Annotated in this window: 14 protein-coding genes; 7 read left to right on the top strand and 7 right to left on the bottom strand. The window is 72.9% G+C overall.

All coding sequences use genetic code 11. From position 1 onward, the window contains the following. Positions 1 to 47: 47 nt before the first annotated feature. Together ASD90_RS02890 and ASD90_RS02895 are read right to left on the bottom strand one after the other, a co-directional pair. Positions 48 to 1,385, bottom strand: a complete 1,338-nt coding sequence (locus tag ASD90_RS02890) for an HNH endonuclease signature motif containing protein (protein WP_056751395.1) — start codon at positions 1,383 to 1,385, stop codon at positions 48 to 50. A gap of 197 nt (positions 1,386 to 1,582) precedes the next feature. Then, a complete protein-coding gene (locus ASD90_RS02895) occupies positions 1,583 to 2,848 on the bottom strand; it encodes a DUF4921 family protein (RefSeq protein WP_056751400.1) in 1,266 nt (421 codons plus the stop codon). A gap of 40 nt (positions 2,849 to 2,888) precedes the next feature. On the opposite strand from ASD90_RS02895, the gene ASD90_RS02900 reads away from it, so the two are divergent. Beyond that, positions 2,889 to 5,243, top strand: a complete 2,355-nt coding sequence (locus tag ASD90_RS02900; protein WP_056751403.1) for a glycoside hydrolase family 3 N-terminal domain-containing protein — start codon at positions 2,889 to 2,891, stop codon at positions 5,241 to 5,243. Here the strand turns inward: ASD90_RS02900 and ASD90_RS02905 are convergent. Beyond that, the gene (locus ASD90_RS02905) at positions 5,191 to 5,640 is read right to left on the bottom strand and encodes a nitroreductase/quinone reductase family protein (RefSeq protein ID WP_056751404.1); all 450 of its coding nucleotides are present in this window, start codon (positions 5,638 to 5,640) and stop codon (positions 5,191 to 5,193) included. The two genes, ASD90_RS02900 and ASD90_RS02905, sit on opposite strands and share 53 nt — an antisense overlap. 99 nt (positions 5,641 to 5,739) lie before the next feature. Between ASD90_RS02905 and ASD90_RS02910 the strand changes: the two genes are divergently transcribed. Next, entirely contained in the window at positions 5,740 to 6,711 is a 972-nt protein-coding gene (locus tag ASD90_RS02910; protein ID WP_056751407.1) for an NADPH:quinone oxidoreductase family protein, read from the top strand. Positions 6,712 to 6,721: 10 nt separating this feature from the next. Beyond that, a complete protein-coding gene (locus ASD90_RS02915) occupies positions 6,722 to 7,546 on the top strand; it encodes an SDR family NAD(P)-dependent oxidoreductase (protein ID WP_056751410.1) in 825 nt (274 codons plus the stop codon). A 35-nt stretch (positions 7,547 to 7,581) separates the two neighbouring features. On the opposite strand, the gene ASD90_RS02920 is transcribed toward ASD90_RS02915, so the two are convergent. Then, positions 7,582 to 8,052: a hypothetical protein gene (locus tag ASD90_RS02920; protein WP_056751412.1), complete on the bottom strand. Its 471-nt coding sequence runs from the start codon at positions 8,050 to 8,052 to the stop codon at positions 7,582 to 7,584. Then, positions 8,049 to 8,522 (bottom strand): thioesterase family protein, encoded by a 474-nt coding sequence (locus ASD90_RS02925; RefSeq protein ID WP_056751415.1) that lies wholly within the window; start codon positions 8,520 to 8,522, stop codon positions 8,049 to 8,051. The genes ASD90_RS02920 and ASD90_RS02925 overlap by 4 nt, the downstream gene beginning before the upstream one ends. Positions 8,523 to 8,590: 68 nt before the next feature. On the opposite strand from ASD90_RS02925, the gene ASD90_RS02930 reads away from it, so the two are divergent. The 4 genes from ASD90_RS02930 (at position 8,591) to ASD90_RS02945 (ending at position 13,808) form a co-directional block, all read left to right on the top strand. Beyond that, positions 8,591 to 12,001, top strand: a complete 3,411-nt coding sequence (locus tag ASD90_RS02930) for a DEAD/DEAH box helicase (RefSeq protein ID WP_235506364.1) — start codon at positions 8,591 to 8,593, stop codon at positions 11,999 to 12,001. A gap of 120 nt (positions 12,002 to 12,121) precedes the next feature. Beyond that, the gene (locus ASD90_RS02935) at positions 12,122 to 12,568 is read left to right on the top strand and encodes a hypothetical protein (RefSeq protein WP_056751418.1); all 447 of its coding nucleotides are present in this window, start codon (positions 12,122 to 12,124) and stop codon (positions 12,566 to 12,568) included. After that, the gene (locus ASD90_RS02940; RefSeq protein WP_056751421.1) at positions 12,565 to 13,035 is read left to right on the top strand and encodes a heme-degrading domain-containing protein; all 471 of its coding nucleotides are present in this window, start codon (positions 12,565 to 12,567) and stop codon (positions 13,033 to 13,035) included. The genes ASD90_RS02935 and ASD90_RS02940 overlap by 4 nt, the downstream gene beginning before the upstream one ends. Positions 13,036 to 13,163: 128 nt before the next feature. After that, on the top strand, positions 13,164 to 13,808 hold the full coding sequence (locus tag ASD90_RS02945) for a superoxide dismutase (protein WP_056751423.1): 645 nt from the start codon (positions 13,164 to 13,166) through the stop codon (positions 13,806 to 13,808). Between the two features lie 24 nt (positions 13,809 to 13,832). On the opposite strand, the gene ASD90_RS02950 is transcribed toward ASD90_RS02945, so the two are convergent. After that, positions 13,833 to 15,290 carry an aminotransferase class V-fold PLP-dependent enzyme gene (locus ASD90_RS02950; RefSeq protein ID WP_056751426.1) on the bottom strand — a complete coding sequence of 486 codons (1,458 nt, stop codon included), beginning with the start codon at positions 15,288 to 15,290 and terminating at the stop codon, positions 13,833 to 13,835. Between the two features lie 2 nt (positions 15,291 to 15,292). Beyond that, entirely contained in the window at positions 15,293 to 16,672 is a 1,380-nt protein-coding gene (locus ASD90_RS02955; protein WP_056751429.1) for an MFS transporter, read from the bottom strand. Between the last annotated feature and the right edge of the window lie 8 nt (positions 16,673 to 16,680).

Raw genomic sequence — 16,680 nt, forward strand, 5'->3', positions numbered from 1 at the left:
CTCGGCGCACGGTAGACGTACCCGAAGCAAGCCTCCGGATGGCGACGTCAGAACGGGGGCGGGTCCGGGTCGGCGCCGAGACCGGGCGCCGGGGTGCCGTCGTCCAGGCTCGCGCGCCAGTCCTTCGGCCTCGTGACGTAGCGGCGTCCGGTCGTCGTGGTCCACGCGAGCCCATCGTCGTCGACGGGCTCCGATCTCCAGATCCCGGCGGTCTTGATGTTGTGGTGGAAGCGCTCCTTGGCGTGGAGGTTGCCGACCGATGTGGGGCCCTGCGGCCATGCGATCTCGTGGTCGAGGTCGCAGCGGCTCGCGGGCGCCTCGCAGCCCGGCCCGCGGCACACGCCGTCGACGGCGCGGACGTGCTCGACCATCGCACGCGTGGGTCGGTAGGAGTCCGAGGGTGCGCTCAGGGCGCGGCCGGTCCGCACGGCGACGGGCAGCGTGTGCCACGCCGACCCGGGCCGCGTCATGATGTCGCGCGCCTGCCGGGCGGTGACCCAGCCGTGCCCCGGGAGCTCGCACGCGGCGTCGGACTCACCCACGGCCACCTCGAACGGCACGACGAGCCACGCGGTCGCTGGGGCGTCGGGGCCAGCGGTCGGCCGCCCGTCCTCCAGCGGACCACTGAGCATTGCCTGACCGGCGAGGTCGCAGCGGAGCTGGTCCAGCGATCGAGGGTCGCCGGCACCGCGACGGGCGCGTGCCGCGGTGTCGAGCCTGTCGAGCACGGCGGCGACGACGTCACCGGTGGCCACCAGCGTCAGGGAGCCCATCCCGTCCTCGGTCAGGCGGCCGAAGACGCCGCGACGGCTCTTGGCGTGCTCGTGGCGCTCAGCGGACCCTCGGTGGTCGACGGAGGCCACGGCGCGACGCAGCCGCGTGGAGAACGTGCGCTGCGGCAGCACCTGGCCGTCGCGACTCGGCGCCAGCACCGACCGCTCGACAGACTCGACGTCGGCATCGGGCAGCAGACCGGTCTCCGAGACGACCTGAAGCGCGCGGTGCAGGGACGTCGAGCCGTCGCGGAGGGCCTGGCGCACGAGCCGGTGGCGCCGCGGACCGGTGGCCAGCGTCAGCCGCCGTGCGACCTCCCCGGCCCCAACGCCGGTCGCGAGGGCGATCTCCTCGGCGACGATGCGGTCGGTGCAGACGTGGACCGAGGCCGCCGCGATCTGCTGGGCCTCGATGGTGTGGAGGGCGGCATAGGCGTCGAGCAGGTCTGACTCGACCTGGGCCTTTTCGACCTCGAGCGCCTCGATCTCGCGGAGGATGCGGTCGCCCTCGATCGTCAGGTCGATCTGGAGATGGGCCTTGGTGTAGGTCTCGTCGAAGGCGGTGTCGGCCGGCGACGGCCCGATGCGCGACGGGTTGAAGAACGGTGTCACCGTGACCTCCTCGCGAATCGCACTGCGCTTGTCCAGTACCCAATTAGAACATATGTTCGATACCGTTTCAAGGGTCTTGTTGCTGATTGTGCACAGCGAATCGCTCTGTCCCGCGGTCTGTTTCGACGTCGTGGGTGCGCTCGCGCGGAATGCCCGACCGCGCGGTCCGGAGCGAGGTCTGACCGGACCGCCCCGCCTCAGGCGATGTCGATGCGGTCCGACACGAGGCCCTCGTCGGCCAGCGCCCGCAGCCGGGTCAGCGTGCGCTCACGCACCGCCCACGGGTCGATCGTGTTGACGTAGATCTTCGTGCCGCCCTCGAAGCCGGCCAGCGTCGAGACCCGCCACTTGATGACGGCGCGCAGCGGCACGGGCAGGTCGAGCGACGGCGGGCCGTGGTGCCACTCCTCGTTGGTCGGCACGTCGGCGCCCGTCGCGGCGTGGCACGCGTGCACGAGGTCGGAGAAGTCGCGCACCTCGTCCTCCGAGAGCTCCCACGGGCGGCGCGACGTGTTGGACGTGTAGACGACGAGCGCCGGGTACTGGTGGCCGATGCCGGCGAAGGCCGCGGCCGTCGGGGTGCGGGCGACGACGAGCCCCTGTGCCTCGGCGTACTGCGGCCCCCACCGCGCGAAGAGGTCCGGCTCGGCCCGCACCCGCTCCGTCTCGCGCTCGAGGTCGACCCCCGGCTCGTCGATGGCGACGAGCTGCTTGTGCAGGTGGTCGAACGACGCGCCCGCCGGCCGCAGCCAGTTCTGGAACGCCGACACGTAGCGGGCGTGCGGGTTGCCGCGGTAGAGGTCACACACGGCCGTGATCGTGAATCGCGTGTACTGCCAGTGCTCTTCGGGCGTCAGCGTCCCCGCTGCGGCGTTCTGCGTGTCGTCCGTCGCACCGTCGACGAAGTGCCGTCGGGCCACGACGACCTGGTGATTACCGGCGAAGAGCCCGACCGCCTCGCGCTCGAGGTCGTCCTCGTCGAGCGGCTCGGCCCCAGCGCCCGACACGCCCCGCGAACGCATCCGGATGCGCGCCAGCGCCGTCACGTGCGCGCGCCCTGCGGGCGTCGAGAGGTATGCGGTCCGGTGCGCCAGCGACTCGGGCGTCGGCTCGTATCCGTGGGTCAGGTGCCAGTAGTCGTAGGTGAGGATCTCGAAGAGGTTCGGGAAGAGCCGGAGTTCCGGCACGGTGTCGCCGAGCTGCTCCGCGACGAGTCCCCGCACCTCGCGCCACGACGAGCCGTCGCGGACGACCCGGGCGATCTCGGGGGTCGTCTCGATCATCCGTCCCCAGCAGAAGGCGCAGTGCCGGTCGTGTTCGGCGGGGTCCAGCGGGCGGGGATCCGGCCTGGGGATGCCGAGGGGCCGGGCCCCGCGGCCGGGCAGCGTCCAGACCTTCGTGCCGGTGAAGGGGTTGACCTGCTTGATGGTCCCGTCGGGCAGTCGCGTCAGGGGCTCGATCACCCTGCCAGCCTAGGTCGACACGGTCGGCTAGCGTCGAGGCGTGCCCGACAACGCTGCCGACCGCCACGCCGACCCCCAGAGCCCACCGCCGTACCGCGACGCGTCGCTGCCGGTCGAGGAGCGCCTCGACGACCTCATCGGCCGGATGACGCTGCCCGAGAAGGTCGGCCAGATGCTCCAGCTCGACGCGCGCGGCGACCTGACCGACATCGTCCACACGAAGCTGGCCGGCTCGATCCTGCACACCTCCCCCGAGCGGATGCTCGAGGCCATCGCCCTCGCCGAGCAGACCCGGCTCGGCATCCCGCTCCTCACGGCGGACGACTGCATCCACGGCCACTCTTTCTGGCCGGGCGCGACGATCTTCCCCACCCAGCTCGGCATGGCGTGCTCGTGGGACCCCGAGCTCGTCGAGCAGGCCGCACGGGCCACCGCTGTCGAGGTCTCCGCGACCGGCGTCCACTGGACCTTCTCGCCGGTCCTCTGCATCACCCGCGACCTGCGCTGGGGCCGGGTCGGCGAGACGTTCGGCGAGGACCCGCACCTCATCGGCGAGCTCGGCGCGGCGATGGTCCGCGGCTACCAGGGCGACGGCCTCACCGACCCGACCGCCGTCCTCGCGTGCGCCAAGCACTTCGCCGGCTACTCCGAGACCCAGGGCGGCCGTGACGCGAGCGAGGCCGACCTCAGCCGCCGCAAGCTGACGTCGTGGTTCCTCCCGCCGTTCGAGCGTGCCGTCCAGGAGGGCTGCCGCACCTTCATGCTCGGCTACCAGGCGATCGACGGCGTCCCCGTGACGGCCAACGGCTGGCTCCTCGACGAGGTGCTCAAGGGGGAGTGGGGCTTCACCGGCACCCTCGTCACCGACTGGGACAACGTCGGCCGCATGGTCTGGGAGCAGAAGGTCTGCGCCGACGACGTCGAGGCGGCGGCGGTCGCGGTGCGTGCCGGCAACGACCTCGTCATGACGACACCCGCCTTCTTCGAGGCCGCGCAGGAGGCCGTCGCCCGCGGCCTGCTCGACGAGCGCGACATCGACGAGGCCGCCCGCCGGGTGCTGCGCGTCAAGCTCGAGCTCGGCCTCTTCGAGAACCCCCGCCCGCCGGACGGCGAGCGCCAGCGCCTCGTCATCGGCTCCGCCGAGCACGCCGCCCTCAACCTCGACGTGGCCCGCCGGTCGCTCGTGCTGCTCACCAACGACGGCTCGCTGCCGTATGCCGTGGGCGCCCCCGATGCGACCGACCTCGCCCCGCGCACCGCCGCCGTCATCGGCCCCAACGCCGACGACCCGCAGGCCAACCTCGGCGACTGGGCGGGGGCCTCGGGCCAGGTGGACTGGATGCCGGACGGGCACCCGCGCGAGACGGTCGAGACCGTGCTCGACGGCTTCCGGGCCGTCGTCCCGCCGTCGTGGACCGTCACCCATGCTCGCGGAGCCGAGATCGAGACCCTCGTGCCCGACCCGGATGGCCCTCTCTTCCCCGACGGGCAGCCGCGCCCGCCGGTCTCGGCGGCGGCGCCCGTCGACCCCGACCAGCTCGCCGACGCCGTCGCGACCGCGAGCTCGGCAGACCTCGCCGTCGTCGTCCTCGGCGACACGATCGCCCTGACGGGGGAAGGCTGCTCGACCGCGACCCTCGACCTCCAGGGCGGCCAGGTCGCGCTCCTCGACGCCATCGTCGACGCGCTCGACGGCACCGGCACCCCGGTCGTCGTCGTGCTGCTGCACTCCAAGCCCAGCGTCCTGCCGCCCAGCGCCCTGCGCGCAGCGGCGGTCATCGAGGCCTTCAGCCCCGGGATGCGCGGCGGCCGTGCCGTCGCCGAGCTCGTCCTCGGCCGCATCGAGCCCGCCGGCCGGCTTCCCGTCTCCGTCCCGCGCCACGTCGGCCAGCAGCCGACCTACTACAACCAGGTGCGCGGGCAGCACGGCCACCGCTACGCCGACCTGACCCAGGAGCCGCAGTTCGTCTTCGGCGAGGGCCTGACCTACACGACCGTCGAGTGGTCCGACCTCACCCTCGACGCCACCGACCTCTCCCCCGACGACGTCGTGGCCGCGGAGGTCACGCTGACCAACACGGGGCAGCGGACGGCATACGAGGTCGTGCAGGCCTATGTGACCGACGTCGTCACGAGCGTCACGTGGGCGGCCAAGGAGCTCAAGGCGTTCCGTCGCGTCACGGTGCCGGCCGGCGCGTCGGTCAGCACCCGCATCGAGGTCCCGGCCGCGGCCTGCTCCATCGTCGACGCGGCGGGACGCCGCATCGTGGAGCCGGGCGAGTTCGAGCTCCGGGTCGGACCGAGCTCGCGCGACGCCGACCTGCTCCGGGCGACGTTCACGATCACGGCGCCGCGGACGCCGGTGCCCTCGGCGTCAGGGCGGCCAGCGGGATGACGCGGCCGGCGGCCTTGGCCTCGTAGCCGCCGAAGAACGGCGCGACTTCGAGGAGGCGCCGCCACAGGCGGTCGCGCTCGTCGCCGTGCGCGACGTGGACGTCCACCTCCATCCGCTCGTCGCCGACCTCGATCGTGGCCGTGTCGGCGTGCCGGAGGTTGCGGAACCACTGTGGCTCCGCCGCGGCACCACCGGCGCTCCCGCACACGACGTAGGACCCGTCGTCGAGGAAGTAGCCGACCGGGCTGGTCCGCGGGGTGCCGGACGACCGACCGGCCACGGTGAGCAGGAGGATCGGCATGCCCTTGACGGAGCGAAGGAAGCCCACGTCGAAGCGGCGGTAGAGCGCCACGTGCGCCGAGTTGCCCGCACGCATCATCCGGTTGGCCACGCCCATGGTCGCCTCCTGGTCCCGCGGCACCCGTCTGCCGACCCGTCCAGTGTGGACCTGCGGGCGGCTAGGGTCGAGATCTCGCCACCGATGATGAGGAGCCCCATGCGCGCCGCACGAGTCACGAGCCTCGACGGGCCGGCGTCCGTCACCGTCGGCGAGGTCGACGAGCCCGCGGCGGCTCCCGGTCACGTCCTCGTCGACGTCCACGAGGCCGGGGTGAGCTTCCCCGACGTCCTCATGAGCCGGGGGCTCTACCAGATGCGCCCGGACCTGCCCTTCGTCCCGGGCGCCGAGTGCGCAGGCGTCGTCCGTGAGGTCGCGGAGGGCAGCGCCTTCAGCGTCGGCGACCGCGTCGCGGCCTTCCCGGTGCTCGGCGCCTTCGCCGAGACGGTCGCCGTGCCCGAGGCGATGGTCTTCCCGCTGCCCGACGCCGTGTCGTTCGAGGCCGGCGCGGCACTGCCGATGAACTACCTCACCGTCCACTTCGCCCTGACCCGTCGCGGCCAGCTCGAGCGCGGCGAGACCGTGCTCGTCCACGGCGCCGCCGGTGGCATCGGCACGGCCGCCATCCAGCTGGCCCGTGCCATGGACGCCCGCGTCATCGCCGTCGTGTCGTCCGACGACAAGATCGAGACCGCCCGCGCTGCCGGCGCGCACCACATCGTGCTCGCCGACGGCTTCCTCGCCGCCGCGAAGGAGCTCACGGACGGGCGCGGCGTCGACGTCGTCGTCGACCCGGTGGGCGGCGACCGCTTCACCGACAGCCTCCGCAGCCTCGCCCCCGAGGGGCGACTGCTCGTCATCGGCTTCACCGCCGGCCAGATCCCCGAGGTCAAGGTCAACCGACTCCTGCTGGGCAACATCAGCGTCGTCGGCGTCGGGTGGGGTGCCTTCTGGATGCCCGACCCGACCTACCTGCGCACCCAGTGGGACGCGATCCTCCCGCTCCTCGAGAGCGGCGCGCTCGCACCGCCCATCGGCGCGCGGCACCCGCTCGACGACGTCGCGGCCGCCCTCGGCGAGATCGACGAGCGCCGCGCCCACGGCAAGGTGACGCTCACCGTCCGCCAGTAGGTTGGGCCGTATGCCGTCCCGCTCGCTCCGCGTCCGGAGCTCCGCCCCCACGTCCCCGCGCCGCGTCCTCGTCACCGGCGGTGCGTCCGGCCTCGGGCTCGCGCTCGTGCGCGCCCTCGTCGCCCGCGGCGACCACGTGCTCGCGACCGACCTGCAGGCCGACCGGCCCGACGCGCTCCCGGACGCGGCGGCCTACCTCCCGCTCGACGTGCGCAGCGACGAGGCGTGGGCCGCGGCCCTCGCCCACGTGCGCGAGACCTGGCGTGGGCTGGACCTGCTCGTCAACAACGCCGGCGTCGCCGCCGGTGGGCGCATCGACGTGGCGACGATGGACGAGTGGCACTGGATCGTCGACATCAACCTGCTCGGTGTCGTCCGCGGCTGCCGCACGTTCACGCCCCTCCTCAAGGAGCAGGGCAACGGGCACATCGTCAACACCGCGTCGCTCGCCGGCCTCGTCCACGCCCCGGGGATGGCCGCCTACAACACCGTCAAGGCCGGCGTGGTCGCCCTGAGCGAGACCCTGTCGCACGAGCTCGCCCCGCACGGCATCGACGTCTCGGTCGTGTGCCCGTCGTTCTTCCGGACCAACCTCGGGTCGTCGTTCCAGGGCGCGGACACCGAGATGGAGGAGGCCGGCAAGAAGATGGTGAGCGGCTCGAAGCGCACCGCCGACGAGATCGCGGCCGTCGTCGTCCGCGGCATCGACGCCCGCCGCGACGTCATCCTCACCGACCGCGACGGCCACGTCGCGTGGCGGGCCAAGCGGTTCGCCCGCCCGGCCTACACCGCCGTCATGAAGCGAGCGGCGAAGCGGGTCGCAGCCGGTCGCTGAGGCGCCGGGCACGGGCCGTCAGTCGGGCGGGCGGGTCAGGGGCGTGGAGCGCGCCGGATGTCGACGTCGGCCGGCGTGGCCGCGCCGAGCACCCCGGCCAGGCTCGCCCGGAGCAGCCCCGCCGCCTCCGCCGCGCTGTCGAGGGCGCGGCTGAACTCCGGCTCGTCGCCCTCGCGCTCCCAGCCGAGGTCGGCGAGGGCGGCCTGCTGGTCGCTCGTCAGGTCGGTCAGACCCTCGAACTGCGTGTCACCGATGCACTCGAGCGCGAGCACGCCCTCGAGCCGCCGTGCCTGCACGAAGACGTCCGGGACGCGCGCCGGTCGAGCCGGCCGCGCGCCGCCCCGGCGCCGGCCTCGGGGAGCCCGCTCGGCGGCATACGTGCTCGCCGCCTGTGACGACACGTGCACGGTGAAGGTCAGCCAGTCGTCCTCGGTGAGCGCCGCGAGGTCGGCGGCGATGCGGGTCGTCCACGACTCCCACGACTCCTCGAGCGGCCCCTCGCTCATGCGGGGACCTCCACCACCGCCGTCTCCATGAGGGCGCGCAGGTGATCGGGGATGGGGGTCGGGCGGCGGGTCGCGGCGTCGATCTCGACGTGCACCCAGTGCCCGAGCGCCTTGATCGCGGCGTCGGGCGCCGCGCCCCGCTCGGGGTCGACGAAGAGTCCGAGCTGGTAGGTGACGCTGCTCCGGCCGAGCCGCACCACGCGAACGCCGACGACGAGCGGCGCCGGGAAGGCCACCTCGGCGTAGAAGGCGCACGACGACTCGGCCACGACGCCCTGAGTCGAGTCGGTCATCGGGTCGACCGTCACGTGCTCGGCCTGCCAGCCGTTGATCGCCGAGTCGAACAGCTCGTAGTAGACGGCGTTGTTGAGGTGGCCGTACATGTCGTTGTCGGACCACCGGGTCGTCACCGGGCGATGGACCGGGAAGTCGGCGAGCGTCAGCTCGCGGGCGTCGGGCGTGCTGGGCATGCCCCCATCCTGCCCGACCTTGTGGACGACACCTCGGCGGTGTCGGCGGGCGAACGTAGAGTGCTCAGGTGGTGTGGAGCGTGGGTCGGGCGACGTGGGTGGCTGACGTCACCGACCCCGACATCGCCCAGCAGGTCGGCACGCGCACCTTCGAGCGCGGGCAGGCGTATGCCGTCGAGCGTCGGGTCCGCTCGCTCGCCACCCGCCCCGACGGGATGATGCTGCTCGGCACCATCGAGGGCAGCGGCAGCGAGACCTACCAGACGATCGTCGAGGCGAGACCGCACCCGAAGGGCCGCTCGCACCTGTGGAGCGGGCGGTGCAGCTGCCCCGTCGCGGCCGACTGCAAGCACGTCGTGGCCCTCATGCTCACAGCGCGTGACGTCGCGCAGGGCAAGGTCGTCGAGCCACGACCCGCGGCCGACGGTGATGTCCCCGCCGAGCCGGTCGCCGAGGCATCCGTCCCGCTCGTCGTGCCGCCGCACTGGTCCGACGTCTTCGGCCACGTCCGGCCGCGCGCGGTCGAGCCGTCCCCCGCCGCCGGGCGCCCCGAGCCGCGCGGCGACCTCATGCCCGCGGGCCTCTTCGTCGACACCGTCTACCGCGACCCGCGCGGCCGGCGTGGGGTGCCCGAGCTCAGCTACGGCCTGAGGCCCACCCGCTGGACCCGCGCCGGCACGTGGCACCGCACGCTCTCGTGGCACGACGCGCTGCCCCAGTGGCGCGCCGGCATCCGCTTCCTGCCCGAGCACGAGCGGATCATGGGACGCCTGCACGACGTCGCCCGGCACGGCTCGGGCGGCACCACCTACTTCTCGTCGACGCCGCCGCTCTCGCTCGACGCGAGTCCCGAGGTCTGGCCGCTCCTGCGCGAGGCCCGTGCGGCCGGCATCGAGGTCCTGCCCGGCGAGGGCGTCACGGGCCCGGTCCACGTCGCCGACGACGCCGCCCTCGTGCTCCTCGTCAAGCGGGCCCCCGACGGCAGCGGCGACCTCGACCTCGACGTCGACATCGAGGGGATGCCGGCCGGGGCCACCGGCGAGCGGCTCTTCCTCGGCGACCCCGTCCACGCCGTCGCGGTCGAGGGTGACGACGCCTCGCTGACGTTCGTGCCGCTCGACCAGGACCTCGACCTCGGACCCGAGGCCCTCGCCTCCGCGCTCGCCGGACTGCGCGTGCCCGCCGACGAGCGGGGGCGCTTCCTGCGCTCCGTCGTGCCCGGCCTGCGGCAGCGCCTCCGCGTCCGGTCGGAGGTGCCGCTGCCCGCGCCCGAGCTGCCCGAGGACGTCGAGCCCGAGGTCGTCACGGTCCACGTCCGGGTCGTCAGCGACGTGCCCGGCGAGCTGCGCCTCGACCTCGGGCACGCCTACGACGGCACGCCGCGGCCCTTCACGACGGCGCGCTTCGGCACGGTCGGCGGTCGCGACCGCGACGCCGAGTCCGCAGCGGTCCAGGCCGCGACATCGCTGCGCTCGGTGCCCGGAGCCCTCCGCGCCGACCTCGGGGGGCACGCCTACCTCGTGCCCCGGGTCGTGCTCACCGGGCTCACCGCCGCCCGGTTCGTCGTCGACACGCTGCCGCTGCTCGAGGCCGACGAGCACGTGACGGTCGAGGTCGACGGCGACGTCCCCGACTACGAGGAGGTCACGTCGGCGCCGGTCGTCCGGCTGGGCGCCGGTGAGCGGCGTGAGCAGGCTGAGCCCGGTGACTGGTTCGACCTGCGGGTGTCCGTCGAGGTCGACGGCGAGGACGTGCCCTTCGAGCCGCTCTTCGGTGCGCTCGCCCGGGGTGACGAGATCATGCTCCTCGACTCCGGCGCCTTCTTCCGGCTCGACCGTCCCGAGCTGCACCGGCTACGCGACCTCATCGAGGAGGCCCGCGACATCGCCGACCCCGAGACCGGCGGCCTGCGCCTCAGTGCCCACCACGCCGACCTCTGGGACGAGCTGGTCGCGCTCGGTGTCGTCGACGAGCAGAGCGCGCGATGGGCGGCCAACGTCGAGGCCCTCGGGTCGCTCGAGTCCGGCCCGCTCGCCGAGGTGCCGCCCGACCTCCGGGCGACCCTGCGTCCCTACCAGCTCGACGGCTACCGCTGGCTCGCGCGCCTCTGGGACGCCCGCATCGGCGGCATCCTCGCCGACGACATGGGCCTCGGCAAGACGCTCCAGGTCATCGCGGTCCTCGTCCGCGCGCGCGACCGCGGCGAGCTCGGTGACGCGGGTCCCGAGTCCCGTGGTCCGGTGCTCGTCATCGCTCCGACGAGCGTCGTCGGCACGTGGATGGGCGAGCTCGAGACCTTCGCGCCGCACCTGTCCGCGGTCGCGGTCACCGCCACCGAGCGCAAGCGCGGGGTGACCCTCGCCGACACCGTGGCCGGTGCCGAGGTCGTCATCACCTCGTATGCCGTCCTGCGCCTCGACGACGCCGCCTTCCACGCCGTCCGCTGGGGTGGGGTCGTGCTCGACGAGGCCCAGTTCGTCAAGAACCGGCAGGCCAAGACCCACGTCGCCGTGCGCCGGCTCGGGGCGCCCTTCACGGTCGCCGTCACGGGCACGCCCCTCGAGAACTCCCTCATGGACCTCTGGTCGCTGCTGTCGCTCACCGCACCGGGGCTCTACCCGCGGCCCGACGTCTTCACCAAGAACTACCGCAAGCCCATCGAGTCCGGCGAGCGGCCCGAGCTGCTCGACCTGCTGCGCCGCCGCATCCGGCCCCTGATGCTGCGCCGCACCAAGGAGCAGGTCGCGATCGACCTGCCGCCCAAGCAGATCCAGGTCATGGCCCTCGACCCGCACCCGGTGCACCGGCACATCTACGACCAGCACCTCCAGCGCGAGCGGCAGCGCGTCCTCGGCCTGCTCGACGACCCCGAGTCCAACCGCGTCGCGATCCTCGCCGCGCTCACCCGCCTGCGCCAGCTCGCCCTCGACCCGGTCCTCGTCGACGAGGTCCACGCCGGCAAGGCGACCGCCGCCAAGATCGAGTTCCTCGTCGACCAGCTGCGCGAGCTCGCCGCCGAGGGCCACCGGGCCCTCGTCTTCAGCCAGTTCACCGGCTTCCTGCGCCTCGTCGAGGCCGCGCTGACACGCGCGGGCCTCGACACGGCATACCTCGACGGGTCGACGACCGACCGTCAGGCGGTCGTGCGCGGCTTCCGCGAAGGCGACGCCGTCGCCTTCCTCATCAGCCTCAAGGCCGGCGGCTTCGGGCTGACGCTCACCGAGGCCGACTACGTCTACGTCCTCGACCCGTGGTGGAACCCCGCCGCTGAGGCCCAGGCGATCGACCGCGCGCACCGCATCGGCCAGAGCCGCCCGGTCACGGTCTACCGCCTCGTCTCGACGGGCACCATCGAGGAGAAGGTCGTCGCCCTCCAGGAGCGCAAGCGCGACCTCTTCCAGCGCGTCGTCGACGAGGGCGGCTCGCTGTCCGGTGCGATCACGGCCGACGACGTGCGCGACCTGCTCGGACTCGCCTGAACCGAAACATGATTCGCATCCGGCCCCACGTCCGGGGCTGAGGCCCTAGCGTGGACGTGAGCCGCTTCGGATGGGCGGCGCGTGCACGGCTCGAGACAACTCACCCCCTCGGAGGTCCGCATGAGCACCGTCAGCCCCAGCATCACCGCCACGTCCGACCGACTCCGCTCGGTCGCCCTCATCGGGACGATCATCATCGTCATCGGCGTCATCATGGCCTTGGCCGGGGGCATCACCTGGTTCCAGGTGCAGTCCCAGCTCGCCAGCGAGAAGATCACCGTCTCGGAGGACGCCGCGAGGTTCGCCGGGCAGCCCGTGAACTCGCCCTGGACCGCGTACTCGGAGGCCGAGACCATCGAGAAGCACGCCCTCGCGGCGAGTGGCGGCAAGACGTACGCCGAGCTGCCCAAGGATGACCCGAACCGTCAGGTCGTCATGACCGGCTCGTTCCTGCGCGCCTCGCTCTTCACGTCGGTCCTGGCCTTCGGCGTCGCGTTCATGGCGTTCGGCGTGGGCATCGTCCTCGTCCTGGTCGGCTTCGCGTTCCGGCGGATCGCCCGCGCGTGACCGAGCACCCGGTGCTCGACGAGCTGGCCGCCCAGGAGGCGCGACTCGTCTTCGACCGCTTCGACGACGACACGGCATGGGCGTTGGGCGTCGCGCTGCGCGACGCGGCCCGGGCCGCAGGGTCGCCCGTGGCGATCTCGATCCGCCGCAACGGGCAGCGCCTCTTCCACGCGGCGCTGCCCGGGGCGACGGCCGACAACGACGGGTGGCTCGAGCGCAAGAGCGCCGTCGTCGACCGCTACGGCCACTCGTCCCTCTACGTCGGCGAGGAGTTCCGCGCCGCCGGCAAGACCTTCGAGGAGAGCTCGCGCCTCGACCCGGCAGGGTATGCCGCCCACGGTGGTGCCTTCCCGGTCATCGTCCGCGACGTGGGCTGCGTCGGCACCATCGCCGTGTCCGGCCTGCCGCAGCGCGAGGACCACCGGCTCGTGGTCGAGACGCTCGAGGCCTTCCTCGGACGTGCGTGACCTGCGCCGTTTGACCTCAAGTCGGGTTGAAGTCGGAGGGTGGGCCAAGTGGGTACGTGACCCACAGCCCGTGCTCACGGACACCCTGTCGACGCCGTTCCGGTGCGGCATAGAGTGGTCGGAGCCGGATGGTCTCCAGAAAGGAACGACAAGTGGCTTACACGCTTCCCGAGCTCGACTACGACTACGCCGCCCTCGAGCCCCACATCAGCGCCCGCATCATGGAGCTGCACCACAGCAAGCACCACAAGGCCTACGTCGACGGCGCCAACGCCGCCGTCGCCAAGCTTGAGGAGCTGCGCGATTCGGGTGACTACGCCGCGGTGAACGGTGTGGAGAAGAACCTCGCCTTCCACCTCGGCGGTCACACCAACCACTCGGTGTTCTGGAAGAACATGAGCCCCGACGGTGGTGGCCAGCCCGAGGGTGAGGTCGCCGCGGCGATCACCGAGTACTTCGGTGGCTTCGAGAAGTTCCAGGCGCACTTCAACGCCAACGCCAACGCGATCCAGGGCTCCGGCTGGTCGATCCTCGCGTGGGACACCCTCGCCGAGCGACCGCACATCATGCAGCTGTTCGACCAGCAGGGCAACATCCCCGTCGGCCAGATCCCGCTGCTCCAGCTCGACATGTGGGAGCACGCCTTCTACCTGCAGTACGAGAACGTCAAGGCCGACTACGTCAAGGCCTGGTGGAACCTCGTCAACTGGGAGGACGTCGCCGCCCGCCTCGAGCGCGCCAAGGCCACCAAGGGACTCATCATCCCCGCCTGACCTCCAGCACCGCACGAGAGGCGGTCATCCCTGCCCGGGGTGGCCGCCTCCGTCGTCCCCGGTCGGACGGGCCAGCCGGTCGACGACCCCGAGCAGGAGCACCTCGCGCAGGGCCGTCGGCAGGGCGTCGAGCAGCGCGTTTACCGGCGCCATCCGCTCGGGCAGCACGAGCCCGCCGTCGCCACCCGCGAGACCCGCGGCGGCGAGCAGCCCCGCGAACGTGGCCTCGTCGAGGGTCGCGGGGTCGATGGCGGCGGCCATCGCGACGAGCTCGGCCGGCGGGATGGCCGGGCCGGCAGCGCGGGCCGCCTCGGTCGCGGCGGCGAGGTCGGTCGCGATGAGGTCGGACGACGACGCCGTCGCCGCGCTGAAGGTGAGGTGCAGCGTGGCCGGCAGGTCCCGGAAGCGCATCTGCGGCTGGACGAACCAGCCACGGTCGAGCATCTCGTCGCTGATCGTGAAGACGTCGCACGAGCCGTCGGTGACGAGGGAGAGCAGCGTCGAGTCCGGGGGAGCCGCGACCGACAGGCCGGGTATGCCGTCCACCGCAGCTGCGAGGTCGAGCGTGGCCGTGCGCGCGTCATGGGCGAGCGACGTGTAGCGGTCCGCGCCGATGTGGTGCACGACCGCCCAGGCCGCGGCCACCGGGCCGCCCGACTTCGTCGACTGGGCCGTCGTGTTGAGCATCGTGTAGCCCGGCCAGCGGGCCGACGCGAAGAGGTGCGCGCGGCGCAGGTCGGCTGACGCATGGAGCAGCACCGAGACGCCCTTGGGGGTGTAGGCGTACTTGTGCAGGTCGAGCGACAGGCTCGTCACGCCCTCGACGGCGAACGTCCACGGAGGCTGCCCGGGCTCGGAGTCGCGCAGGTGTGGCAGCACCCAGCCGCCGATGCACGCGTCGACGTGGCAGCGCACCCCGGCGGCCGCGGCTGCTGCGGCGATCGGCGCGACGGGGTCGATGACGCCGTGCGCGTAGGACGGGGCCGAGGCGACGACGAGGACGGTCCGGTCGTCGATCGCGGCCGCCATCGCCTCGGGGTCGGCGCGCTTCGTCACGGGGTCGACGTCGACCAGGACGGGCTCGACCCGCAGCCAGTGCGCAGCCTTGTGGAAGGCCGCGTGCGCCGTCGTCGGCAGGACCATCCGTGGAGCGGTGACGTCGGGCCGCGCGTCGCGGGCGGCGAGGACCGCGAGCAGGATCGACTCGGTGCCGCCAGAGGTGACCACACCTGCGAATCGCGCCGGCGCGTCGACCAGTCGGCCGGCGATGCCGACGAGGTCGTTCTCCATCTGCAGCAGCGACGGGAAGGCGGTCGGGTCGAGGCCGTTCGTCGACGCGAACGCCGCGAGGGCCTCGCGGCCGATGGCGTCGGCGGAGGCCAGGCCGGAGTCGTAGACGTAGGCGAGGGTGCGCCCGCCGTGGGTCGGCAGGTCGCGGGCGCGCATCGCCTGCAGGGCGTCCCGGATCTCGTCGTGGTCCATCGTCACAGGGATCCATCTCCTTCGGATCGAGGTATCTGGCTGTCACCTGTGATCGCGGAATACATCGAACCAGGGGAGGGGAAGGCTCGGAGGGAGAGGAACGAGAGCGCGACGAGGACGGCGGGCACGAGGGAGAAGCCGATCCCGATCGCGACCAGGGCCGACTCCGACTGCGGGACGGTCGATCCCGTGGAGGACACGTAGCCTCCGAGGGCCAGCACGGCGGCATACGTGGCCGGTCCGAGCGCCAGGCCGAGCGTCTCTCCCGCGGTCCACACGCCGGTGTAGAGGCCGACGCGCGTGCGCGACTCCTCCGTGCGGCTCGCGACGTCGGCGAGCATCGCGAGCGGGAACATCTGGGCGCCGGCGTAGCCGATGCCCACGACGGCCACGCACGCGTAGACGAGGCCCTCGGGCAGTGAGCGCAGCAGCACGAGGGCGAGGGCGCCGCCGCCGAGCAGGAGCGAGGCGACGAGGTAGCCCGGCTTCTTGCCCCGGCTCGTCCCTAGGCGCTGCCACAGCGGGGTCACGACGAGGGCGGGGGCGACGAAGCAGACGAAGAGCAGCGTCGCGGACAGCGGGGTGCCGATGATCCAGCGGGAGACGTAGTCGACTCCCGCGAGCATCGCCCCAGTGGCGAGCGCCTGGAGGACGAACGTCGTCAGCAGCAGCCGGAACGGCTTGTCGGAGCGGATGATCCGCAGCTGGTCGCCGAAGGTGGTGCTCGTCGGCGCGCCCATGCGGACCGGCGCCGACCGGGTGCCGCGCCACGCGCCGAACGCCCCGAGGGCGATGAGGGAGGCGACGAAGAAGCCGACGACGCGGTAGCCCCAGTCGGGACCGAACGCGTCCCGGATGGCCGGTGACGCCCCGCCGCTGACGAGGATCGCGAGGGCGAGGATCGCGACCCGCCACGTCATGAGCCGGGTGCGCTCGTCGTAGTCGTCAGTGATCTCGGCCGGCATCGCGACGTAGGGCACCTGGAAGAAGCTGTAGGCCGTCGCGCAGGCGAGATAGGCCACGGCGACCCACCCGGCCGCGAGCCACTGCGGCGCGGTCGGACCGAGGAAGAGCAGGGCGAAGGCCGCGGCGAGCAGCAGGCCGGCGCGGATGAGGAAGGGCCGGCGCCGCCCGTCGGGATGGGTCGACCGGTCGCTGATGCGGCCGGCGACCGGGTTGAGCACGACGTCCCAGGCCTTGGGGGCGAAGACGATGACCCCGGCGGCTGCGGCCGGCACGCCGAGCCGGTCGGTGAGGTAGGGGAGCAGGAGCAGCCCCGGCACCGTGCCGAAGGACCCGGTCGCCACCGAACCGAGGCCGTAGCCCCGCCGCACGGCAGCGGGCAGGGCGGGGCTCGTCGTGGGCGGCGTCGCCGAGGTCATGGACGCAC

Origin of the sequence: Terrabacter sp. Root181 (assembly GCF_001428505.1) — a bacterium.
Classification (GTDB): domain Bacteria; phylum Actinomycetota; class Actinomycetes; order Actinomycetales; family Dermatophilaceae; genus Terrabacter.